General features: G+C 44.0%; 19 protein-coding genes. 9 read left to right on the top strand and 10 right to left on the bottom strand.

Going from position 1 to position 22,286, the window contains the following annotated elements; all coding sequences use genetic code 11:
* The first annotated feature begins 376 nt into the window (after positions 1 to 376).
* On the top strand, positions 377 to 2,191 hold the full coding sequence (locus tag J8L84_RS08910) for a DUF885 domain-containing protein (protein WP_211070389.1): 1,815 nt from the start codon (positions 377 to 379) through the stop codon (positions 2,189 to 2,191).
* A gap of 152 nt (positions 2,192 to 2,343) precedes the next feature.
* Here J8L84_RS08910 and J8L84_RS08915 read toward each other — a convergent pair whose 3' ends face one another.
* Both J8L84_RS08915 and J8L84_RS08920 read right to left on the bottom strand, forming a co-directional pair.
* Entirely contained in the window at positions 2,344 to 3,057 is a 714-nt protein-coding gene (locus J8L84_RS08915) for an alpha/beta hydrolase (protein ID WP_211070390.1), read from the bottom strand.
* Positions 3,054 to 4,589: an NAD(P)/FAD-dependent oxidoreductase gene (locus J8L84_RS08920; protein ID WP_211070391.1), complete on the bottom strand. Its 1,536-nt coding sequence runs from the start codon at positions 4,587 to 4,589 to the stop codon at positions 3,054 to 3,056. The genes J8L84_RS08915 and J8L84_RS08920 overlap by 4 nt, the downstream gene beginning before the upstream one ends.
* 173 nt (positions 4,590 to 4,762) lie before the next feature.
* Between J8L84_RS08920 and J8L84_RS08925 the strand changes: the two genes are divergently transcribed.
* From J8L84_RS08925 to J8L84_RS08935, 3 genes are all read left to right on the top strand, one after another.
* A complete protein-coding gene (locus J8L84_RS08925) occupies positions 4,763 to 5,470 on the top strand; it encodes a MauE/DoxX family redox-associated membrane protein (protein WP_211070392.1) in 708 nt (235 codons plus the stop codon).
* A gap of 311 nt (positions 5,471 to 5,781) precedes the next feature.
* A complete protein-coding gene (locus J8L84_RS08930; RefSeq protein ID WP_211070393.1) occupies positions 5,782 to 6,333 on the top strand; it encodes a type 1 glutamine amidotransferase domain-containing protein in 552 nt (183 codons plus the stop codon).
* 74 nt (positions 6,334 to 6,407) lie between these two features.
* Positions 6,408 to 7,109: an SDR family oxidoreductase gene (locus tag J8L84_RS08935; protein WP_211070394.1), complete on the top strand. Its 702-nt coding sequence runs from the start codon at positions 6,408 to 6,410 to the stop codon at positions 7,107 to 7,109.
* A gap of 92 nt (positions 7,110 to 7,201) precedes the next feature.
* On the opposite strand, the gene J8L84_RS08940 is transcribed toward J8L84_RS08935, so the two are convergent.
* Complete coding sequence (locus J8L84_RS08940; RefSeq protein WP_211070395.1) at positions 7,202 to 8,086, bottom strand: LysR family transcriptional regulator; 885 nt, start codon at positions 8,084 to 8,086, stop codon at positions 7,202 to 7,204.
* An 87-nt stretch (positions 8,087 to 8,173) separates the two neighbouring features.
* On the opposite strand from J8L84_RS08940, the gene J8L84_RS08945 reads away from it, so the two are divergent.
* Positions 8,174 to 8,380 (top strand): DUF2798 domain-containing protein, encoded by a 207-nt coding sequence (locus tag J8L84_RS08945; RefSeq protein WP_211070396.1) that lies wholly within the window; start codon positions 8,174 to 8,176, stop codon positions 8,378 to 8,380.
* 5 nt (positions 8,381 to 8,385) lie between these two features.
* Positions 8,386 to 8,694, top strand: a complete 309-nt coding sequence (locus tag J8L84_RS08950) for a putative quinol monooxygenase (protein WP_211070397.1) — start codon at positions 8,386 to 8,388, stop codon at positions 8,692 to 8,694.
* Between the two features lie 31 nt (positions 8,695 to 8,725).
* On the opposite strand, the gene cyoE is transcribed toward J8L84_RS08950, so the two are convergent.
* The 6 genes from cyoE to J8L84_RS08980 form a co-directional block, all read right to left on the bottom strand.
* A complete protein-coding gene (gene cyoE / locus J8L84_RS08955; RefSeq protein ID WP_211070642.1) occupies positions 8,726 to 9,601 on the bottom strand; it encodes a heme o synthase in 876 nt (291 codons plus the stop codon).
* A gap of 63 nt (positions 9,602 to 9,664) precedes the next feature.
* Positions 9,665 to 9,994, bottom strand: a complete 330-nt coding sequence (gene cyoD / locus J8L84_RS08960; protein WP_348771831.1) for a cytochrome o ubiquinol oxidase subunit IV — start codon at positions 9,992 to 9,994, stop codon at positions 9,665 to 9,667.
* A 53-nt stretch (positions 9,995 to 10,047) separates the two neighbouring features.
* Entirely contained in the window at positions 10,048 to 10,641 is a 594-nt protein-coding gene (gene cyoC, locus J8L84_RS08965; RefSeq protein WP_211070643.1) for a cytochrome o ubiquinol oxidase subunit III, read from the bottom strand.
* Between the two features lie 29 nt (positions 10,642 to 10,670).
* The gene (gene cyoB, locus J8L84_RS08970) at positions 10,671 to 12,659 is read right to left on the bottom strand and encodes a cytochrome o ubiquinol oxidase subunit I (RefSeq protein WP_211070399.1); all 1,989 of its coding nucleotides are present in this window, start codon (positions 12,657 to 12,659) and stop codon (positions 10,671 to 10,673) included.
* A 2-nt stretch (positions 12,660 to 12,661) separates the two neighbouring features.
* On the bottom strand, positions 12,662 to 13,603 hold the full coding sequence (cyoA, locus tag J8L84_RS08975) for a ubiquinol oxidase subunit II (protein WP_282100420.1): 942 nt from the start codon (positions 13,601 to 13,603) through the stop codon (positions 12,662 to 12,664).
* A gap of 228 nt (positions 13,604 to 13,831) precedes the next feature.
* A complete protein-coding gene (locus tag J8L84_RS08980; protein WP_211070400.1) occupies positions 13,832 to 14,251 on the bottom strand; it encodes a hypothetical protein in 420 nt (139 codons plus the stop codon).
* A 708-nt stretch (positions 14,252 to 14,959) separates the two neighbouring features.
* Here J8L84_RS08980 and J8L84_RS08985 point away from each other — a divergent pair.
* From J8L84_RS08985 to J8L84_RS08995, 3 genes are all read left to right on the top strand, one after another.
* The gene (locus J8L84_RS08985) at positions 14,960 to 15,853 is read left to right on the top strand and encodes an SDR family NAD(P)-dependent oxidoreductase (RefSeq protein ID WP_211070401.1); all 894 of its coding nucleotides are present in this window, start codon (positions 14,960 to 14,962) and stop codon (positions 15,851 to 15,853) included.
* A gap of 360 nt (positions 15,854 to 16,213) precedes the next feature.
* Positions 16,214 to 19,471: a glycosyl hydrolase gene (locus tag J8L84_RS08990; protein ID WP_211070402.1), complete on the top strand. Its 3,258-nt coding sequence runs from the start codon at positions 16,214 to 16,216 to the stop codon at positions 19,469 to 19,471.
* Positions 19,472 to 19,566: 95 nt separating this feature from the next.
* Entirely contained in the window at positions 19,567 to 21,750 is a 2,184-nt protein-coding gene (locus J8L84_RS08995) for a TonB-dependent receptor (RefSeq protein ID WP_211070403.1), read from the top strand.
* Here the strand turns inward: J8L84_RS08995 and J8L84_RS09000 are convergent.
* Positions 21,733 to 22,266, bottom strand: coding sequence for a PepSY domain-containing protein (locus J8L84_RS09000; protein WP_211070404.1), 534 nt, complete (start codon positions 22,264 to 22,266; stop codon positions 21,733 to 21,735). The two genes, J8L84_RS08995 and J8L84_RS09000, sit on opposite strands and share 18 nt — an antisense overlap.
* Positions 22,267 to 22,286 lie beyond the last annotated feature (20 nt).

The following is a 22,286-nucleotide window of genomic DNA, read 5'->3' on the forward strand; positions in this document are numbered from 1 at the left end:
AACAATAAGAGTAGTAATGGTTAGGTAGTGTCTATTTGGCTCACTTTGGGGCATAAACGAGTTAGTACCACAGTCCGCATGGCACATAACGGAATTATAAGCAGGGAGTCTTGAATGTCCGTTGCTTGTCTCATGCTGCCCGTCAGATTAAATCGAATCTTCCCTGCGACAGTATCAAATTAGATATAAGCGACTAGACATAAGGCGCGCTATCGCTGTCACCGCATATGTATTTTTATTGATGCACTAATAACGTAAAGGCACACCTCAAAAGCCTTTTTATTGACTTTTGTAAGCCGCTGAATAAATGTAGAGCGCGCAAACGCGTACTTCAGCGTCTAGATTCTATAAAACAAATAAAATAATAAGGGACAGAATGAAAACATTTTTTAAATGGTTAGGCATAGGTGTGCTAGTAATTATACTGGGTTCAGCTGCGTGGGGAACGTATGAATGGAAAGCGGAAAAACCGCTTTCATTTCGTGTATTTCTAGACAGAACGCTTATCAAGCAAGCATTAAAAAGCCCTCAAACGTTAACCTCAATTGGCGTGTTAGATGGTATGGGTATAAAAGGCCATAACGCCCACCTTGATGATGCGAGTTTAGCGTCTTCACAAGCTACGTTTGATGAGCTTATGCAAGTTAAAAGTGTACTCATGCAATATGAAGACTTGGATGAAGACCAGCAATTATCCAAAGACATCGCAATGTATTTGCTCGATACCTTAAGCGGGTTCGAAAAGTACCAATATCATAGTTACCCGTTCAACCAAATGTCTGGGGCACAAAGCAACTTTCCGAGCTTCATGGATGGGCAGCACCCAATTACTGATGTAGAAAGCGTTGATTTCTACGTTAGCCGGTTAAGTGAAAGTAAGCGCTACTTTACGCAGATGCTTGAAGGCATGAAGTTGCGCGAAGAAAAAAATATCCTTCCACCACGCTTTGTTATTCAGCGTGTGATAGATGAGATGCAGGGCTTCATCGATAAGCCAGTGAAAGAAAATATTTTGTATACCTCAGTTCAGCGCCGTATGGAAGAGTCTGAAGCCATTGTTGAAGCTGACTACAAAGGGCTTTTGTCCAACGTTGCTACAGAAATAGAAAGTACGGTTTATCCTACTTACCAAATGCTTATTGACTACTTCACTGGCCTTAAAGAAAAGGCGGGTACCGATGACGGCTTATGGCATTTAGACGGCGGAGACGAAGCGTATAAATTGGCTCTGCGTTTCTTCACTACCACTGATTATACTGCTGACTACATTCATAATGTGGGTTTATCAGAGGTTGATCGTATACAAGCTGAGATTTTGGCGATATTAGCGCAAGAAGGTTTTGATATTAGCCAAGGCTTTACTGCGGCAATAAATACGCTAGCAGAAGACGAGCGCTTTTATTATGAAGATACTGATGAAGGACGGGAGCAAATTCTAGCCGATTACCAAACTATTCTAGATGAAATTGATGCAGGCCTTGGCGATGCATTTTTAGTGCGCCCAGAAGCGGGTATGGAAGTGAAACGCATTCCACTGTTTAAAGAGAAAACGGCGCCAGGTGCATATTATCAACCGCCTGCTTTCGACGGTTCTCGTCCTGGTGTTTTCTTTGCCAATCTTTATGATATTAAAGCAACGCCTACTTACAGCATGCGAACACTTGCTTACCATGAAGGCATTCCTGGCCACCACTTCCAAATTGCCATTGCAATGGAGCTAGAAGGTTTACCAATTTTTAGAACCGTTGCGCCTTTCGTGGCTTACATCGAAGGCTGGGCGCTCTATTCTGAACGTCTAGCGTGGGAACTCGGTTTCCAAGACGACCCGTTTGATAATATCGGCCGTTTACAAGCCGAGCTTTTCCGTGCAGTAAGGCTAGTGGTAGATACTGGTATTCATGCGAAACGCTGGACGCGTGAAGAAGCAATAGCGTACATGCTTGCTAATACAGGCATGGCCGAATCTGATGTAACCTCTGAAATTGAACGTTACATCGTGATGCCGGGCCAAGCCACTGCGTACAAAGTGGGCATGATGAAAATTTTGGAACTGCGTGAAAAAGCCAAAGTAGCGTTAGGCGATAAATTTGTTTTGGGTGAATTTCATGATGCAGTACTGAAAAACGGTGCCGTGCCGTTAGATGTATTAGCACAAATAGTTGACGGCTATATTGAAGATACGCTTAATTAAATAGTGCTTATAAACAGCGTTCAATAATAGCGCAAGCAAAAATTGGCAATGCAAAGTTAGAACTAAACGCTGTAAACAAACACTTAATATACAAAGTAAAAAGGCGTTACCTGTGTGAGGGTAACGCCTTTTTTGCTTACACAGTATTGCTACTAGGCTAACCCATCCACAAAGCGTTGAATGCATGCATTCACTTTGTCATATTGCTCGGCAAACACCATATGGGTTCCGGCTTCTACAATCTCTAATTGGGCATCAGGCAATTGCGCGAGTAAGTATTCAGAATACTTAACAGGGGTCATAATGTCTTTGTCGCCTACAATGAGTTGTATAGGCAAATTAATACTGCCTATCTCTTGCATAATGTCGAAATGGTCACAAGCATTAAAGTCGTTCAGCATAACCGCTGCACCGTTGTTAATAATTGCCGTATTCACCTGAGTTCTTAACGGTTCTTGCAGTTGTTGGTTTGATGCCAGCAAGTAATCGGGAAATTCGCCGCCTTCTTCTATAAGCGTTGCTAGCGAGGTAAGTAGTTGAGGCATTACTTTTAATTTCGCGCCAGCCCCAATCAGCACCAGTGCTTTAAGTCTATCGGCATCAAAAGTCGTTGAGTTGCTATGTGCAAGCAGAGCAGCTTGCATGGCAACAGCACTTCCCAAAGAATGACCTACTAACACCACGTTGGTTAAAGCTTCTTGTTCAACGGTGTTAAGCACCCATTGCGCAATAGATTCTACATCGCGCAATGCTTCCCCTTCAGGGTGGCCTGGAAAATTAAGCGCTAAGCTATTGTTGAAAAACGAAACTTGATGTTCCCACACGTTACTTGTGCAACCAGAGCCGTGTAAAAAAACGAAGGTCATGCTGATGCCTCTCTTGTGTTTATATTTTTTTGCGGTGCTGCTTTGCACATGCTGTTTTCTTTTTTGACGAAGTGTAAAGCAGCGTCCTCGATAGGGTCGTTCAATAGCATTTTTCTGTCTTTTCCATAATGCATAGTGACTTTCCAAGGGTATTTAGCGCCTTGACGAGGAAGTTGGTGTTTGCCCCTTTGTACATAGCCTGCTTGCAGAGAATCCATGACACCGTCATCCAGCGCACAGTTATCATGATCTTCAGGCACCACTACGTCAAAATCATTATCTTGCATGTATTTAAACAATCGACAAAGGTATGTAGCGGAAATGTCTGCTTTCAATGTCCAAGAAGCGTTAACGTAACCAAATATCCACGCCATGTTAGGCATGCCCTCAATCAATACGCTTTTGTAGGTCATTTTTTCTGAGAATGAACAGGGGGTATTGTCGATGCTAACCTTAATGCCACCGAGGGTAAGTAGATTTAAACCCGTTGCAGTAATGATAATATCCGCCTGAAGCGTTCTACCATCTTTCATGGTAATACCGTTTTCAGTGAACGACGCTATTTCGCCCGTTTCAATAGCAGCTTTTCCACTTCGAATAGCATTAAATAAATCGGCATCAGGTACTGAACAAAGGCGTTCATCCCATGGCATATATTTAGGGGTGAAATGACGCATATCTGCGCTGTCGCCCACATGCTTTCGCACATGTGAAAGTAGATACTTTTTCATAAAATTTGGCCAACGACGACAAGCTAAATAAATCCCCCGCTGCAGGGCCAAGTTCCGTTTGCGCGCAAAGTTAAAAGCCCACTGCTTAGGAAGAATTCGTTGAAGCATTTCAGTCATTTTGTCTTCTGAAGGAACTGAAAAAATATATGAAGGGGAGCGTTGAAGCATGGTGACACGAGCCGCGTCATTTGCCATCGCGGGCATCAAGGTTACCGCGGTGGCGCCACTTCCTATAATGACAACGTTTTTATCCTTGTAATTAAGGTCTTTTGGCCAGTGTTGCGGATGAATCTTCCGCCCTTTAAAACATTCCTCATTAGGAAATGTAGGCCGATACCCAGCATCTTGATCGTAGTAGCCGGTGCAGCTTATGAAATACCCACAGGTATACTGACGTTTCTCACCCGATTTTTCGTGAAGCGCTATAACCGTCCAGCATCTTGATTCACTATCCCAATTGGCACTTAGCGTTTTAACGCCAAATTGAATTTTCTCTGTTACCCCAAATTCATCTGCAGTATCAGAAATATATTGTTTAATTGCGGGGCCATCCGCCAAAGTGTGCAACTTATTCCAAGGGCGAAAGTTATAGCCAAACGTCAGCATGTCAGAGTCTGAACGAATACCTGGGTAATTAAATAAATCCCATGTGCCGCCCAGTGTTTCACGCCGTTCTAGGAGGGTGATAGTTTTTTTGGGGAATGTATTTGTAATATGACAAGCGGTGCCAATACCCGAAAGCCCAGCACCGATAATGAGTACATCAAAATGGGGTATATCATCATGTTGCACTGACGCCATGTCGTTCTTCCCTTTCAACCTTCAGTAACTGGATAATAACGTAAATGTTAATTTTATGTTTATTTTTAAGTGGGCGGAACGTGGATATAAAGGTGATTTTGCCCTCATATCGATCAATTCGGTGGTGTGCGGTGTAGTCGGTACGAATATTGTAACTACCTATCTGTTACAGAATGGTCACCGACAATCATATTTGCCCATTTGGCTTGCGATCAAAAGATTTGCTGGAAAGAGAAGGCTATGAGATAGACGATCGACCGCTTACCTCCAGAGAAGAAACCGATGCGTTTAAAGCTAAGCACGATGTAAAAACCACGCCACAAGCTTTTATAAACAATGAGCGGATAGGTGGATACGATGAGTTGCGTACGTATTTTGGCAAAGGCGAGGCGGGACAAACTGGTACAACGTACACACCCGTAATCGCCATATTCTCTGTTGCAGCGCTATTAGCTTTAGCCGTTCAATATGCTGTCGCGGGGGCGTATTTCTCGCTTCGCACGCTAATGCTCTTTATTGCGTTTTCAATGTCGCTGTTGGCAGTACAAAAGTTGAAAGGTCTTTTCAGCTTCACCAATTCATTTATTACCTACGATTTATTAGCCATGAAATGGGTTCGCTACGGGTATATCTATCCGTTTGTAGAAGCCTATGCAGGTATTGGTATGGTGGCTCAATTGCCCGCGCTAGTAGTGGCGCCGTTCTCCCTGTTTATCGGAACGGTAGGAGCGGTTTCAGTTATCAAAGCGGTGTATATCGATAAACGGGAGCTTAAATGTGCCTGCGTAGGTGGCGACAGCAATGTGCCATTGGGTTTTGTTTCGTTGACTGAAAACCTGTTTATGATAGCTGGTGCTCTGTTGATGTTTTTCTACATGTAGCTGGGTTCATCCTCATGTAAAACCTTCATAAATGCTGAAAAAGTCGCACGCTCAAGGTTCCGGCCAAAGCACTGTAACTTTTCATCTCTAGCAAAAAATTGCATATAAACAGAAGCTTAAGGTTTTTATAGCACTGGTTTGGATATTGCAGTCTCAAAGCTACACATACAAATTAGTTATTCGAATTGCCGGCTTAGAAAGTGTACCGCTGAATAGCGTACATACAAGCAATCTTCATTTTCAGCTTTGCTTTACGCAAACACTGAATGGGAAGCGGCATTAGATGTTGTTTAAGAGATAGGAGTTTCATTATGAGTAATCAGCAAAATTTAGAAGGTAAAAAGATCGCTATTTTAGCTACCGATGGTTTTGAGCAAAGTGAGCTTGTGCAGCCAAGAGATATGCTGACAGAGCAGGGGGCGACAGTAGAGATACTTTCAATTGATGATCAAAGCAGTATTACTGCGTGGAATGAAGGCAATTGGGGCAAACAAATATCGGTAGATGCGCAAGTTTCCTCTGTAGCGCCAAGCGATTACGATGCGCTGATATTGCCAGGCGGTCAAATTAACCCTGATATTTTACGTACCAATAGCGACGCGGTTGCATTTATAAAGCAAGCGCACGCCGAGCCTCGTATAAAAGCCCTTGCCGCTATCTGCCATGGGCCATGGTTACTCGTTGAATCGGAATTGGCAAAAAATAGCACCCTGACTTCCTTCCCAAGTATTAAGACCGATTTGATAAATGCAGGCGCAACCTGGAAAGATGAGCAGGTGGTGCAAGATGGTAAATTGGTTACCAGCCGAAACCCAGATGACATTCCTGCCTTTGTAGAGAAAATTAGTGAACTCATAGCTTAAGCATTTTAGGTGAGACTAGAAACTCTCACAAAGAACTTTAGGCGAGTAAATAATTAGATTGACCAGGAGTATGTATGTCTAGTCAGAAAACAGATTCAAAGGTTATTGTTATTACCGGTGCATCAAGCGGGATTGGCAAAGCAACTGCCCAAGCATTGGTAAATGAAGGCAATAAAGTTGCCTTAATTGCAAGAAGCGAAGATAAGCTTAACGACCTAGTGGCAGAACTTGGCGATGAAAATGCATTTGCAGTTACTGCCGATGTGAGCGATTTCGATGATTTAGAAAAGGCGTTTAGCAAAGTAACTAAGCATTACGGCCAAGTAGATGGTGTATTCGCCAATGCGGGTACAGGCGCTAAAAGTGCAGGTATCGAAAATGGCGATGTTGAAGAATGGCAAAGCATGTTGGGCGCGAATATAAATGGGCTTTTATACACTGCAAAGCTTGGACTACCTTTGCTGAAAAAGACTAAAGGTCACTTTATATTAACCAGTTCGGTAGCGGGCAGAATTGCGCTTAAAGGCTCAGTATATGGCGCGAGCAAATGGTTTGCTTATGGCTTTGGGCAAAACTTAGCGGAAGAAATGAAAGAGTGGGGCGGGCGATGCACTACCATTTGCCCAGGTATGGTTAATACGCCATTTTTCGATGAGCCCAAAGAAGATAAGCTACAGCCCGAAGATATTGCCAAATCGGTGCTGTTTGCATTATCTGCTAATAATTCGGCCTGCGTACGAGAAGTTTACGTAATGCCAACATCGCAGACGACTTAACAGGCTTAATGTTTGTAACTTCACGGTAGATCTATGGCAGCGGGTGTAGAAATTTCCGCTGCCATATGCTTTAAATGTTCCTCATATCCCACTCATTGATCGCACATACTTAGCATATAACCTATAGACAAGGCCCCGCCGCACAACGATGGAGTGGCACTACAATAGCGATGCACATTCTCAATTAAATCCCGCGCTTGAACACTTGGGCTAGATGAATTAGGCCACAATGCATAGATGGGGCGAGTAAATAACTGCCCACTATGAAACTGCAAACCAGGCGTTTTATCATCTATGAGTGTCTGAATTTCAGTACTGGGTAACAGTGCTGCCCCATTTCCTGACGCTACAAACTGTCTCGCTAGCGTAATATCACCCACGAAATGCACATTGTCATACGCGCCGGCTAAAATAGTAAACTGCTCAGCGTTGGGAATTTGTTTGATGGTGTAGGGTACAAAAAGATGAGAAGTATTTAGTTTATTATCCCTTCCAACAATGTGAACAGAAACACTGCCCATTCTTCTCTGTATCAATGAAGAGTCTTGCTGTTCTCCTACCCGAAACGCGATATCAAATTGCTTTTGGCTGGTTAATTCGTTTCGGTTGTTAGGCTCTATACGCAGTTGCAATGTTGGGTGAGAAAATTGAAATTCACTGAACGGCGTAAATAATGGGCCGGTTACCAAATTTTGTGGACATAACACACTAAGCATATTTAGTTTTGTACTGTCGTATGCTTGCACCTTTTGTTTTACGCGTAAAATAACATCGGCAACATCATCGTATACCATTTTACCAAATGCAGTCAGCACTACGCCCCTAGACGAACGGGATAGTAAAGGGGCACCAAATCGCATTTCAAGTTTTGCGATACGTTTTGATAACGCGGACGGCGATATACGCAAATCTTCCGCCGTTTTAGCGAAACTGCCTCTTTGGATCACTTCGATAAAAAGCGTTAAGTCATCTAGCACATCATTTCCTGCAATCTAAGGTTTCCATTTCGCTTATTCTCACCAAGCGACACACGTATACACTAACATCGCTTTAAGGAGGAATGGATGGAAAGAATTATCTTTACTGCGCTGTTTTCATGTTGTCTGTCTGGACTGATGTCCGGTTGGGTGACATTTATTAATTTAGGGATCACAGATACGTTTTTGTCAGATTGGTCAATAGCATTCATTAAGGCTTACCCCATGGCCTTTGTGGCTGCGTACGCCCTTGCTAAGCCAATTAAATTATTAACCCAAAAAATCATAGGATAAAATTCATGAAGAAAGCCGACAAACCTGTGCATATTGTTGCCATTATTCAACCACAGCTACGCTATTATGAAAAGGGAATAGAGGCACTACAGCGCCTTCTCATCCCTACTAGACGCGAGCCAGGATGTATTCGGTTTGACGTTTTTGAAGATGAAGAAAATGGCCAATATATTTTGGTGGAACACTTCAAGTGCCAGGCCGACTTAGACTTTCATTACGCGCAAGAATATACCAAGTCGGTATTTGCACTGTATGAAACCATTTTGGCAACAGCACCTGAAATTCGTCATCTATCTCCCATAGAAGCGAACTAGCACCTAAGTCGTCGCTACGTAAAAAGTTTAACTAAAAAAGGCTTAAAACGCTGCTGTGATAATCCACAGCCATGGCAATTGAGAGCGCCGTGATATTGATAATTGAAAACCCGAACACTTGGCGTGCCCAGCCTTCAATATTAATATCGCGGCGATACCCTCTTAAGGCCATGATCAACCACCACAAGCTTGTAGAAAAGGCGACGGCCAGAAAGCCTACGCCAGTATAACCACCAATTGGTAACAGTAGTGTGACCATGGCATACACCGCAATGTATAACACAATGTGTTGCTTAGCTTTTGCAATGCCTTGTGCCACAGGAAGTACCGGTATGTTGGCCGCTTCGTAATCTTTGTAACGAAAAATAGCGATGGCGTAAGAGTGAGGCATTTGCCATATACTGAACATCACTAGCAATATCGCGGCGGCCATATCAAATGTGCCAGTTACTGCGCAGTAACCTACCACGGGCGGCACCGCGCCAGACAAACTGCCCACAAGGGTGCCATATACAGAGTTACGCTTCATGTATAAGCTGTATACACCTACGTAAACCACATAACCCAAGGCAGCGAAAAACACTGCCGTTAGGTTTGTATAAAAAGTCAGTAAAGCGAACCCTGCAACCCCTAGCACTGCGCCGTGCCAGAAGGCTGCTTTCAACGACATTTCGCCGGTAACTGTCACCCGAGTGCGTGTTCGCTGCATTTTGTTGTCGATGTCGCTGTCTATGCAGTTGTTAATCGCACAACCAGAAGCCACCACTAAAGACAAGCCAACCAAGGTCGCTATCATTAAAGGCCAGTCAACATCCCCGCGAGCAGCGAGTAAAAAACCACCTGCTACGGAAATTAAATTGCCCATAATGATGCCGGGTTTAGTCACCGATAAATAGCGGTGAAATATAGCGTTCATTTAACTGTTTACCTTTTTCGTTGTCAGTGCCTAACCTTCGTTACGCGCGAAGGGCTAGTACATCATCATGGCGTTCGATTCGTAGATTATCCAAATCGACAACCCTACTACCATGAAGATAATGAGTGCGCTGAATAAAAACGAAATAGTACTGGCTCGACCGTCTTCAGTAACAAAGTTAAGGTGAAGGAAGTACTTTAGATGAACCCAAATTTGTACAATCGCGAAAACGACGATGCTCCATAAGGTGGTCACTTTTGAGAAGTCTCCTTCCATTACCATCCAAAATGGAATAACCGTTAAAATCACTGACAATACAAAACCAATTAAATAGGTTTTCACGTTGCCATGGTCTTGCGCATGGGCGCATTCAGCATGAGTTATGGCATTTCCGTTACTCGAATTGGCGGTTATTTTGTTAGAACGATTACCCGTCATCACATTGCCCCCATTAAATAAACCACAGTGAAAACACAAATCCATACAATATCGAGGAAATGCCAGAACAAGCTTAAGCAACTTAATCTTGTTACCGTTTTCTCCGGTAAGCCACGGCGCAACACTTCGATAAACAAAATTGTCATCCAAATTAGCCCCGACGTAACATGGATACCGTGTAAGCCTACTAGCGAGAAAAAGGCAGTAAGAAAGGCGCTTTCTTGAGGGCCATTTCCATGCACAATTAAATGGTGGAATTCATACACTTCCATACCTATGAAGGTAGCACCCAACACCCACGTAATAGCAAGCCATGCCAATGCACCACTTTTGTTTTGCTTGTGCGCGCAAATCATGGCGAAGCCGAAGGTGATACTACTAACGAGTAGCGCGGCGGTTTCAACCGCCACAAAGTTAAGTTCGAAGATATCTTTACCAGACACGCCGCCAGCCGTATTCATAAACAACACGGCGTAAGTGGCGAAAAACGACGCGAACAACAAGCAATCGGTCATTAAGTAAAGCCAAAATCCGAATACCGTATTGTTTTCGTGATGTTCGTGCTCATGTTCTTGTTGTATATCGCGAGCCATATCAGTTGCTATATCATTTGCTAGTGCGCTCATACAGACGCTCCTTTCGCATTGGCAGCTAAATGCGCTTGTTCAATTTTTTCAATCTCATCTACCTGAACGTAGTAATCAACATCACAGGTGTAACAACGCTTAATAAATACACCTATTCCAGCGATAAGCGCAGCAGCGGCTAACCACCAAATATGCCAAATAAGCGCAAAGCCCATTACGGTGAAGCTCATGCTCATGAATACGCCAGCAGAGGTATTCTTCGGCATGTGAATAGGCGCGTATTTCTCAGGTTTTTGATAAGAGTCACCTCGTTCTTTTGCGTCTGTCCACGCATCGATATCGTGGATGTGAGGAATGTGCGCAAAGTTATAAAACTGAGGCGGCGATGCAGTTGACCATTCCAGTGTGTGTCCATTCCATGGATCGCCGGTGGTGTCATCAAGCTTGTCTTTATTTTTGAAGCTTATGTACAACTGTAATAGCTGGAAGAAAATACCAAGGGCAATAACAAACGCACCCACTGCTGCAATGTATAGCCACAAGTTCCAGTCAGGGTTGTTGGTATGGTTAAGCCTACGGGTCATGCCTAAGAAGCCCAGCACGTACAATGGTAAGAACGCCATCATGAAACCAATTTGCCAGCACCAGAAAGCGGCCTTACCGGTTCTTTCATCAAGCTTGAAGCCCATGGCTTTCGGGAACCAAAATGCAAAACCTGCCAAGTAACCAAATACCGCTCCACCAATAATGGTGTTGTGGAAATGAGCAATCAAAAACAGACTGTTATGAAGTACATAATCGGCGCCAGGTATAGCCAGCAGAACACCGGTCATTCCACCAATGGTAAAGGTCACCATAAAGCCTAATGCCCATAGAACAGGTACGCTAAGTACGAGACGGCCGCGGTACATGGTGAATAACCAGTTGAATAGTTTCACCCCTGTTGGCACCGCGATAACCATGGTCATAATACCGAAGAAGGCATTTACATTGGCACTTGAACCCATGGTAAAGAAGTGATGCAGCCATACTACAAAGCCTAAAATGGCAATTGCCCCCGATGCATACACCATTGAGGTATAACCAAATAAGCGTTTTGCCGTAAAGGTTGAAATAACTTCTGAGAAAATACCAAAAGCAGGTAGCACCAAAATGTAAACTTCAGGGTGGCCCCATGCCCAAAATAAATTAATGTACATCATCGAGTTACCACCCGCTTCGTTCGTGAAGAAGTGGAAGTCTAGATAGCGGTCTAGTGTTAGCATGGCGAGCACTGCCGTAAGAATAGGGAACGACGCGGCAATAAGGATATTTGCCCATGTACATGTCCACGTGAAAATTGGCATTTGCATTAATTTCATGCCCGGTGCACGCATCTTAAATACAGTCACTAAGAAGTTAACCGCAGTAAGTAGCGTGCCGAGCCCTGATATCTGCAAGGCCCATATGTAGTAGTCGACGCCAACCCCCGGGCTTAATTCAAGCCCCGCTATTGGCGGATAAGCTACCCAACCTGTTTTTGCAAACTCACCTATACCTAATGAAATATTAATGAGAATGGCACCGCCAGCGGTAAGCCAAAAACTTAAATTATTCAAAAACGGGTAAGCAACATCACGGGCACCAATTTGCAGCGGTAGCACAATGTTCATTAAACCAATCATAAATGGCATGGCCATAAAGATGATCATAATAACGCCGTGAGCGGTGAAAATTTGGTCGTAGTGTTCTGGTGGCAAATAGCCAGGTGCGCCATTCGTTGCCACCGCAAGTTGGGTACGCATCATAATAGCGTCTGCAAAACCACGTAGTAACATCACCATAGCCAGCACAATGTACATAATGCCTAGGTGTTTATGGTCAACAGACGTGATCCAATCATTCCACAGTGTGCCCCACTGCTTATATTTTGTTATGAGCAGTGCAATCGCAATACCCACTACAGCAATCACTGCCAACGTAACCATAATAATGGGTTCGTGGTAAGGCACTGACTCTATAGATAATTTACCTAAAAAAGACATAATTATTCGTTAACCTCTTCATGATGACCCTTGTGCATATCAGGCATCGCTTTTTTCATACCTGTAGCCGCGTTATTAGGCTTGCTGTAAAAATCCATCGAGCCGTGGTCTTTCATATATTTCATTAGTATTTCGTGGAATAACCCATCACTTACATCGCCGTAGTAGGTCACAGGATGATCTTCGGTGGGCTCTGCGAGTTCTTTGTAAGAGCCAGAAGTTAATGCCGTATCTTCTTGCTTAACCTTCTCTACCCAAGCGTCGAAATCAGCTTCTGTAGGGGTGGCAATAGCATTGAATTTCATGCCCGAGAAACCCGCGCCACTGTAGTTGGATGAAATGCCTTTGAACGTACCCGGCTCATTTGCAATGAGGTGTAGCTTGGTTTCCATTCCGGCCATTGAGTAGATTTGACTGCCCAATTGTGGAATGAAAAACGAGTTCATGGCGTTTTCAGAGGTAATTTTGAAAGCGATGGGTTTGTTAGCAGGAAAAACTAATTCGTTCACCGTAGCAATGCCTTGCTCTGGATAGATGAATAACCACTTCCAGTCTAATGACACCACTTCTACAGTAAGGTGTTCACCTTGACCTTCAAGCGGTGCATAGGGGTCTAAGGCTATGGTTGAACGCCAAGTTATAACGCCTAAAGCAACAATAATGAGTACGGGAACTGACCATACCAAAGCTTCAATTTTGGTAGAGTGGGCCCATTTGGGGGTGTAAATTTCAAAGTCGCGACTGGCGCGATATTTCCAAGCGAAATAGAGTGTTAGCACAATGACTGGGATCACAACAATGAGCATAAGAATGGTGCAAAGAATGATGAGATTCTTTTCATCCACACCTACTTGCCCTTTAGGATCGAGTACGCCGCCACTGCAACCGGCTAGCATCAGCACGATTGTGGTAAAAGTTAGTTTCAAGAGGTTACGAATAGACAAAAATATTTTTCCTATAACCCGTAAGTTCAAGGGGTTGCGGCAATTAGTCAGCACAAATAAACAGTGCAGACGAGCAGCAAAGATAAGCATCAAAGGTAAGCAGCAAATAGATCATCGATATGCATACCGAAGACAATAGATGGCCGCGGTGCTTAGTCCGCAAAGACAAGCACGCCATTTAGCGTTTTCGGGTAACGATCAGTGTTTACACATCGATATCAAAAACGGTTAGCTGAGAGTAGGAGGTGCTCGGCTACCAATTTTTTGAATAAAGGGGTGAGGGTATTCGTGAAAAACGAAAGGAACAGGTTGGTCATTGCCAATAAACTGGGCTCTAGCGGTGGCGCAAGCATGAACTTGAAGGCCAACCAGCACCAATATAATGGTAGGAAGAGAAAACAGGGAGAGCGCTTGGTTAAAAGCGGCAATGAAAAAAGGCTCAATAACAATATTGTCGTGGAGCGCACTAACAAACTCGCCGGAGTCGGCCATTGTGCCGCTGGCTATCAATGCTACGTTAAGCAATAAGGCGGCGTTTGCAATCCATAGGAATACCCCTACACCTGTGGTGTAGCGTTGAAGTTTCTGCACAAATGCTGCGAAAGCAGGCTGCAGAAAAACATCAATTGAAGGGTGTGGATTAGCCATGCTTAAATAAAAATCCTCGAAAATTGCCGGTGCAATTAAATGAACTTGAGTCGCTATTTCAGCGAGGGAGAGTAATGATTAATTCTGTTCATCACAAGGGGGCGACTGCCCACTTTATTAAAAATCACTTCAATAAAAAACTTTCGATTTTTACCCGCGTTAACAAATAATTAATTTTTAATAGGGTTGGGAGTGTAGAGGCTGTGGGTAGTTGAAAGCCCTAAGAATTGGGTGCCTACATTCGATTTGTGTATTTAACTCACTGCTAAGATATGATTTTGTTAATTTAATGTTTTGTTTTTCCGCGTGGTTAGGCTTACATGAAGTCAGTTGGGATAACAGTTAAGTAAGCCGATTTTTGCGATGAGTAGAAGCACTCTATTATGGCTTACAGCCTAAATATATTTTGAAAATCAGTCATATTCTATTAAGAAGTCATATTATTAAAATAATAAAGACGGGTTGGTTTCATTAGCTTCACTAAAAAGCAGCAGTCTATTTTCTTCACATTATTGATTTCATGAAGTATCTGAAATTAGCCAAATAAAGTATCTACCCACACATCTGCAGACTACTCTACTTGTCGATTATATAACTCATAGCGCTCCGCTTCTTTGTTGACCTTACTTCGTCTGGTCGTAGTGGTGGCGGCAAGCAGACGTTGCAGCAATCGTATTTGCTGCGCTAATAAAGGCAACAGGAGAGCAGATGTCTCAGTCTAATGAATTTTCAGGTAAAACCGCGGTTATTTCTGGCGCAGCGGGTGGAATTGGCTTAGCCCTAAGTGAAGCATTAGCGGCGCAGGGAATGAATATTGTGATGGGCGATATAGATGCCGCAGCCCTTGCACAATCTAGCGAAGATTTGCGCGCTAAGGGTTACAAGCTAATAACCTGCTCACTTGATGTCACCGACTATGCCCAGTGGGAAGAGGTTGTCGCGAAAGCCAAAGAAGCGTTTGGCAAAATACATATGGTCATCAATAACGCGGGTGTTGGTGGCTCGCCTGGAAAAATAGAAGACTCAGAAGCTGAAACCTGGCGCTGGGTGATGGACGTGAATGTGATGGGCGTTCTATATGGTGCTCAAGCTTGCGTTCCTGCTATCAAAGAGCACGGCGAAGGGGGCTGGGTGTTAAACGTGGCGTCGATGGCCGGCATGATGGGTATGCCATACGCTGGCGCATACTGCGCCTCTAAGGCGGCGGTTGTGTCTATGACTGAAGGTTGGGTGCCAGAGCTTGAGCCATTTAATATTCACACGTCGGTATTATGCCCTGCATTCGTAAAAACCCGTATTCATGAGTCTTATCGTAATAGACAAGAAAAGTATGCGGTAGCCACTGCAAAGCGTATCGATAAAGAAAAACTAAAAGCAGGGGCGAAAGCTGCCACTATGGCCGTGGAGTCGGGAATTCCTGTATCTATGTTGGCTGAACGTGTGTTAGAAGCATTACGTTCAAAACAAACGTACATTTACACGCATCCTAACTACCGTAAAGTCACACGTGGCCGTGCTAAAGCCATTGATAACGGGTTTATCGATGCTGAGAACAGCCCGGTAGTCGGTCATTTGATTAATGATGACATCGTCACTTTTTGATAAAAGCGTACGTTTAACAAGAACGTACTTCTAAAAAGAGCACACCTTTAAAAAGAAAGTATTTTTACTCATGCTGCACTTTCTAAAAGCAGCTTAGTTTTACTGAGCGCATACGTTTCCGAAAGAGCCAAGTTTTCATCAGAAGCTTGGCGCTTTTTAAAATGGTGCCCACTCAACTGGGCAATATATTTTTTTGCTTATTATCCCACCAAAATTCGTTTTCCACTCACGACCATTTTTTAACCTCTATATTCGTTAGTTGGTCGTGTGTTTATTGAATCTTTAAAGGTTTGTTAGTAGTTGTATAAAATCACATTTACTTAGCGTGATAATATAACAACTAATCTGTGGATAATAATAATGAAGAAGCTTTTTAAAGCTGCAGTAGCTGTATCTCTTGCACTCTCATGCTCGACTGTTTTTGCAGAAAAATCTAACGACGACAAACCTATTTTTAGCAGTTCAACCTTTAAAGCCATGGAGCTTAGAAATATTGGACCCGCTTATATGTCTGGCCGAATAGCTGATATTGCTATCGATCAAAATAACCCTTCAACATGGTATACCGCTGTAGGTTCTGGTGGCGTATGGAAAACTACGAACGCTGGTAACACCTGGACGCCTATTTTCGATAAACAAGCGGTTTACTCTATTGGCGATGTGACAATTGCGCCTAGTAACTCAAATATTATTTGGGTAGGTACAGGTGAGAATAACGGCGGGCGTCATATTAGCTTTGGCGACGGCGTATACAAATCTGTCGATGGCGGTCAAACATGGGATAATGTGGGCTTAGAGAAATCTGAACATATCTCTGACATTATTATTCACCCAACAAACCCCGATATTGTGTGGGTTTCAGCCCAAGGGCCATTGTGGTCTGGCGGCGGTGAACGTGGCTTGTACAAAACCACCGATGGTGGTGATACTTGGAAGCAAGTACTTACGCCTGCCGACAAATGGACTGGCGTAACCTCCTTACTTATCGATCCGCGCAACCCTGATAAACTTTATGCAGCAACATGGGCTCGCCAGCGTTCTATTGCGGTATATGTAGGGACTAATGAAGGCGCAGGCATTCATACCTCTGACGATGGCGGTGAAACCTGGACCGAACTTAAAACCGGTTTGCCAGAAGGTAACATGGGTAAAATAGGTATGGCGATATCGCCTATGAACCCTGATGTACTTTATGCCACTATCGAAACTGATAACCGCAAAGGTGGCTTCTATCGCTCAGCCGATCAAGGCGCAAGTTGGACCAAAGTATCTGATGAGATAGGTGCTGGAACAGGCCCTCATTATTACCAAGAAATTTTTGCTGACCAACACCAGTTCGACCGTGTTTATATTGCCAGTAACTACAGTAAAGTGTCTGACGATGGCGGTAAAACCTGGACGCCAATTAATACCAAACGCAAGCACGTGGACGATCACGCAATGGCATTTCATCCTACCGATCCTGATTTTGTTTTGATGGGATCAGACGGCGGAATTTACATGTCTCACGATAGAATGGCCAATTGGCGCTTTATGGCTAACTTGCCGCTAACCCAGTTTTATAAAGTGGCACCGGATGATTCCAAACCTTTCTATATGATTTATGCGGGCGCACAAGATAACTCTACTCAAGGTGGTCCTTCACGTACTAATCGTAAAGAAGGCATTAAGAACAAAGATTGGTTCTTGACACTAGGCGGAGATGGACACCAGCCAGCGGTTGAACCGGGTAACCCGGATATTATTTATTCGCAGTGGCAACAGGGTAATTTAACTCGCGTAGATATGACCACCAAAGAAGGTGTTTACGTTAAGCCGCAGCCACTTCCAGGCGACCCAGCAGAGCGCTACAACTGGGATGCACCGATTAATGTGTCTAGCCACGATCCTGCGCGTATTTACTTTGCTTCACAGCGCGTATGGCGTTCAGACAATCGCGGCGATAGCTGGACAGCCGTTTCTGGCGACCTCACCCAAGACGGAAACCGCATGCACATGCCTATGATGGGCAGAACATGGTCGGTAGAAGCGGGGTGGGATTTGTATGCCATGACAGAATTCCACACCATTGCTAACTTCTCTGAAAGCCCAGTGGATGAGAATATTCTGTGGGCAGGTACTGACGATGGCATTATTCAAGTCACTACCAATGGCGGTGAGTCGTGGAAGAAAATCGAATTAGACGATATTAAAGGCATTCCCGCCACCGCTTACGTGAATGATATTCGCGCTGATTTATACGATCCGAATACGGTATATGTTGCTTTAGATAACCACAAATATGGCGACTACAAACCTTACTTAATTAAGTCGACTAACCTAGGCAAAAAGTGGACCTCGCTTGCTGATGACTTACCTGCAAAACATCTTGTGTGGCGTATAGTTCAAGATCATGTGAACAAAGATTTGATGTTCATTGGTACTGAGTTTGGTGTTTTCTTTACGGTTAATGGCGGTAAAAAGTGGGTTGAACTAGATGGCGGTATGCCAACCATTTCTACTCGCGATGTGAAAATTCAGCGCAGAGAAAACGATTTAGTGGCCGGTACATTTGGCCGTGGTATTTATATTTTGGATGACTACGCACCACTTCGTGCCTTAACTGAAAAATCGATGCAACAAGACGCGCTTTTATTCGCGCCTAGTCGCCCTGTGAAATGGTTTCAGTTAGATACTAAACACACCGACTCAGACGGCGATGACCGTTTTGTGGCAGAGAACCCTGCACATGGTGCTACGTTAACCTATTTCTTAAAAGACAGTTTGTTAACCGCGAAGGGCAAGCGTCAAGAAGCTGAGAAAAAGCTACTGGAAGATGACAAGTATCCTAAGTACCCAAGTTGGGAAGCGATTGAAGCCGAGCTTCAAGAGCCAGCGCCTGCTATTTATGTTGAAATTCGTGACAGTGCGGGTGACGTCATAAATCGCGTAGCGGGTAGCACTAAGAAAGGGCTACATCGTATTACGTGGGATATGAAATACTCAAATACCACACCGCTTACTAAGAAAGACAGCAAAAATAATGGCTTAATGGCATTGCCAGGCACCTATAGCGCTACGTTGTTTAAGCGTGAAGGAGCAACGGTTACTCAGCTGGCTGAGCCTGTTGAGTTTACGCTGGAATCTATCTATGAAGGTGCACTCGACGGGGCCTCGGCTGAAGAAATCACCGCTTATGGTAACGCGGTCGATAAAGCGCAAAAACGTGCAATGTCTTCAAGCACGGTGCTGGGGCAAGTGAAAGAGACAATGGAATTGCTTCGTGTCGCTATTGACCGTACCCCTAGTGATGTAAGCCAACTAGAAGCTAAGTTTGCGAGTATTCAAAGTGAATTAAACGATATTAATAAGGCGTTTAGTGGTCTAGAGTCGCGCAATCGTAAAGGCATTAAACCGGCGAATATTATGAGCCGTTTACGCTATGCAAGATCGGCACTGGGTTCATCTTACGGACCTACTCAACAGCATAAAGATCAACTTGGTTATGCTGAAGATGAATTAAACAAAGTGAGTGCACGTATTAAAACACTGCATGAAACTACTGTGCCTGCACTACAACAAGCCGTAGTGAATGAAGGTGGTCCTTGGACCGCTGGTATTCCTGTTATTACAAACTAGCTTACGTTAGTAAAAATAGATGCGGCAGCATTATGCTGCCGCGTTTTTTATTCTTACCCTTCCTTTTATTAGTTTTATCACCGTAGCAAGACCCAATGAAAAGCCTGTCGTATTCTTTCTGTTTTATCTTCCATGCAAAGTTTTTTGAATTGCCTTCTGCTAAGTTATCGATGTTTGGATTAGCCCCCTTTAAGCTATTTTTAACCGTTTCATTTTTAGCTGCCCCCATTTTTTGTGCCGCTGCCACTGATGATAAAAGCGCTGACGATATAAGTCCTGATAGTAAGCGCGTTGAGGAAGTCGAGCGGTACACTGTCACCGCAGAGCGCCCTTATTACAATGAAACCTTAAACAGTATTTTTCCCCAATATAGCTACGATAAATCAAATCTTGTGGGTAGCCCTCATATCAATGATATTTTGCTTCAATCGCCTTCAGTTAATTTAAATGGGCAAGGTGGGCAAATTCAAAACATCAATATTCGCGGCTTTTCTCGCTGGCGAATTCAATCGTTACTTGATGGCGTACCTATTGTGAGCGACCGCCGAGCGGGGGCGAGTGTTGGCTTTGTTCCACCGTCTTTTATTCAAGGTGGTGCCGTCATTCCAGGTGCTGCATCTACCTATTTAGGCTCCGGCGCTATTGGTGGCGCAGTGGATTTGTTACTTCCTTCCAATACTGAATCTAACCTTCAATTAGGGTGGAGCAGTAACCAACAGGCACAGGATTACAGTTATGCCGATTACGCAGGTAATACTGACTGGAATCTGTCATACCGTAAAGGGGATAATGGCTCTGACGCACAAGGGAATACCCTGTTTGATAAGTTTGAGCAAACAGCTGTGTTTATGCGGCATAGGCCAGATAATGGGGTGTTGAAAGAAGCATGGACGTTGTATTCAGATAACAGTGATGTTGGTAAATCGAGCAGTGACTTTCCACAAGATAGAGTGACTACCTACCCAGAAAACACGCACTGGCTAGGCAGAATGACCTTTGCATTCTCTGACTTATTTAGCGAAGACATAGCTAGCTCTGACACATCTAGCACAGACCTAGTAAGCCACCTTTGGTGGCACCAATCCACATTGGACACCCATATTTTAAGGCCAGAGGATCGGATAAACGAAAGTGAAAGCGAGGCGTTAGATTTTGGGTTTGATGTGGGCAGTAACGCACGCATTAATAACTGGCAGGTAAACTGGCAAGTTCAACTGATGGGGCGAAAGGGGGTAATTATTGATGAAAGAGAGTTCTCTTTGGTTTCCTCTGCTAGCGGATCGCTTGTAGACGACTCTCTTGTAGGCGAATCCCCTACAAATCAGCCTCTTTTAGATGAAACTTCAAACCTAACAGGCTCATCTTTTATCTCGGAATTGGCTTACGAGCTTCGTACATTGGATGCTAGTGAAACCACAGTGGCAGGTATAACCGATGCCTCGCGTACCTTTGGTGCTACTTCGCTAGCATTTGGAGGCAGGCTTGATTGGCAGCAGCAGTCTAACAACGCTGATGATGTCACTAATACTAACGTTAGCGGTTTTATTGGGGCCAGCCATACGCTTTCAACCCAATGGTCGGCAAGTGTTTACTTATCTAGCGCCTTTAGAAATCCGTCATTAACCGAACGCTATTTTTCGGGAGAAACCCCTAGGGGCACCGTGCTAGGTGATGCCGATTTAGACACAGAGCAGGCCACAAATATACAGGCTTCGTTGTTGTACAACAGCACTTTTTTAACCGGCTCAGTTGAAGTATTTCGCCAGAAAATCAATCACTATATTGAACGAACTACGGTATCTGAGGATGTGCAGGTTTATAGCAATTTAGACAGTGCGACCATTCAAGGCATAAGCTATCAGTTAGATTGGCAACAGTCACAAGCTGTAATCAGACCGCAAAATAACGGAACAGATCCGGGGTATTGGTTTGCTCAGTTAAATGGCGCGTGGATTGATGGCGAGGATGCTGCAGGAAACGCTATCGCTGATATTCCGCCAAATAGTCAGCGCTTAACACTAGGGTATGAACTAGAGGATGTACGGCTATTTTCAACGCTTGTTTATCGTGCTAGCAAACGAGATATTGGCGATGGTGAAAAAGCACTCGATAATGTAACTACGTTAGATATTGGCGCGGCATGGGAATTGAGCCAACGTACGTTGGTGCAAGCGAGTTGGCGGAATCTTACTAATCAGCAATATTATGTGAGCGCCGACGACAAAGCAGCATTTGCTCAAGGTGAAAGCGTACAGTTAGCACTAACCTTTTTGCTGTGAGCGATAATATTGCTTTAGATATTTGCTTTTAAGCGTAGTAAATAACATTACTAAGCCCGTCAGCCATAAAATGAACAGCAAAATGGCGGCGGGCAAAAACAACCATAGTTTTGCCCCTTCAAAAAACCAGCTGCCATCGTGAATAGCTTCGATAGTATCGGTGCGCCGGTAAGCAACCTGCAGCACTTCGCCACTAATTGCATCTAGCTGCACTTCCCAATGATTCTTTCCGCGTACTTTTATAATGCCTTTACTGGGGCGAACGTCTAACCGGTCGATGTCATCCCAGCTATTCAGTTGAGCTTCGGGGGCGAGTTGCACTGATTCGATAACTTTTTCGAAGCTAATAGATGGCGCACTACCCGTGGCTTTTTGGGTAGGCGGTTGTAGCCAATCGAATTCTTTTTTCACCTGCAGCAAAAGGCCACTGCCAATCACAATCACGACAGGAATAAAAATGACCAAAGAAAGCCACAAGTGAAGATTGCGGCTTGTTTTACGCAGGTTAATCGACATTCATTTACTACCTAAAAGTG

This window comes from Alteromonas sp. MMG017, from assembly GCF_018100795.1.
Lineage (GTDB): Bacteria > Pseudomonadota > Gammaproteobacteria > Enterobacterales > Alteromonadaceae > Alteromonas.

Excerpts from the sequence above, each read along its gene's own strand:
- J8L84_RS08935 (WP_211070394.1), top strand. The coding sequence starts at position 6,408 with ATGTCTAGTCAGAAAACAGATTCAAAGGTTATTGTTATTACCGGTGCA.
- cyoB (WP_211070399.1), bottom strand. The coding sequence starts at position 12,659 with ATGTCTTTTTTAGGTAAATTATCTATAGAGTCAGTGCCTTACCACGAA.
- J8L84_RS08995 (WP_211070403.1), top strand. The coding sequence starts at position 19,567 with ATGAAAAGCCTGTCGTATTCTTTCTGTTTTATCTTCCATGCAAAGTTT.
- J8L84_RS08915 (WP_211070390.1), bottom strand. The coding sequence starts at position 3,057 with ATGACCTTCGTTTTTTTACACGGCTCTGGTTGCACAAGTAACGTGTGG.
- J8L84_RS08925 (WP_211070392.1), top strand. The coding sequence starts at position 4,763 with ATGGTCACCGACAATCATATTTGCCCATTTGGCTTGCGATCAAAAGAT.
- J8L84_RS08985 (WP_211070401.1), top strand. The coding sequence starts at position 14,960 with ATGTCTCAGTCTAATGAATTTTCAGGTAAAACCGCGGTTATTTCTGGC.
- J8L84_RS08990 (WP_211070402.1), top strand. The coding sequence starts at position 16,214 with ATGAAGAAGCTTTTTAAAGCTGCAGTAGCTGTATCTCTTGCACTCTCA.
- J8L84_RS08945 (WP_211070396.1), top strand. The coding sequence starts at position 8,174 with ATGGAAAGAATTATCTTTACTGCGCTGTTTTCATGTTGTCTGTCTGGA.
- J8L84_RS08910 (WP_211070389.1), top strand. The coding sequence starts at position 377 with ATGAAAACATTTTTTAAATGGTTAGGCATAGGTGTGCTAGTAATTATA.
- J8L84_RS08950 (WP_211070397.1), top strand. The coding sequence starts at position 8,386 with ATGAAGAAAGCCGACAAACCTGTGCATATTGTTGCCATTATTCAACCA.
- J8L84_RS09000 (WP_211070404.1), bottom strand. The coding sequence starts at position 22,266 with ATGTCGATTAACCTGCGTAAAACAAGCCGCAATCTTCACTTGTGGCTT.
- J8L84_RS08980 (WP_211070400.1), bottom strand. The coding sequence starts at position 14,251 with ATGGCTAATCCACACCCTTCAATTGATGTTTTTCTGCAGCCTGCTTTC.
- J8L84_RS08920 (WP_211070391.1), bottom strand. The coding sequence starts at position 4,589 with ATGGCGTCAGTGCAACATGATGATATACCCCATTTTGATGTACTCATT.
- cyoC (WP_211070643.1), bottom strand. The coding sequence starts at position 10,641 with ATGGCTCGCGATATACAACAAGAACATGAGCACGAACATCACGAAAAC.
- J8L84_RS08930 (WP_211070393.1), top strand. The coding sequence starts at position 5,782 with ATGAGTAATCAGCAAAATTTAGAAGGTAAAAAGATCGCTATTTTAGCT.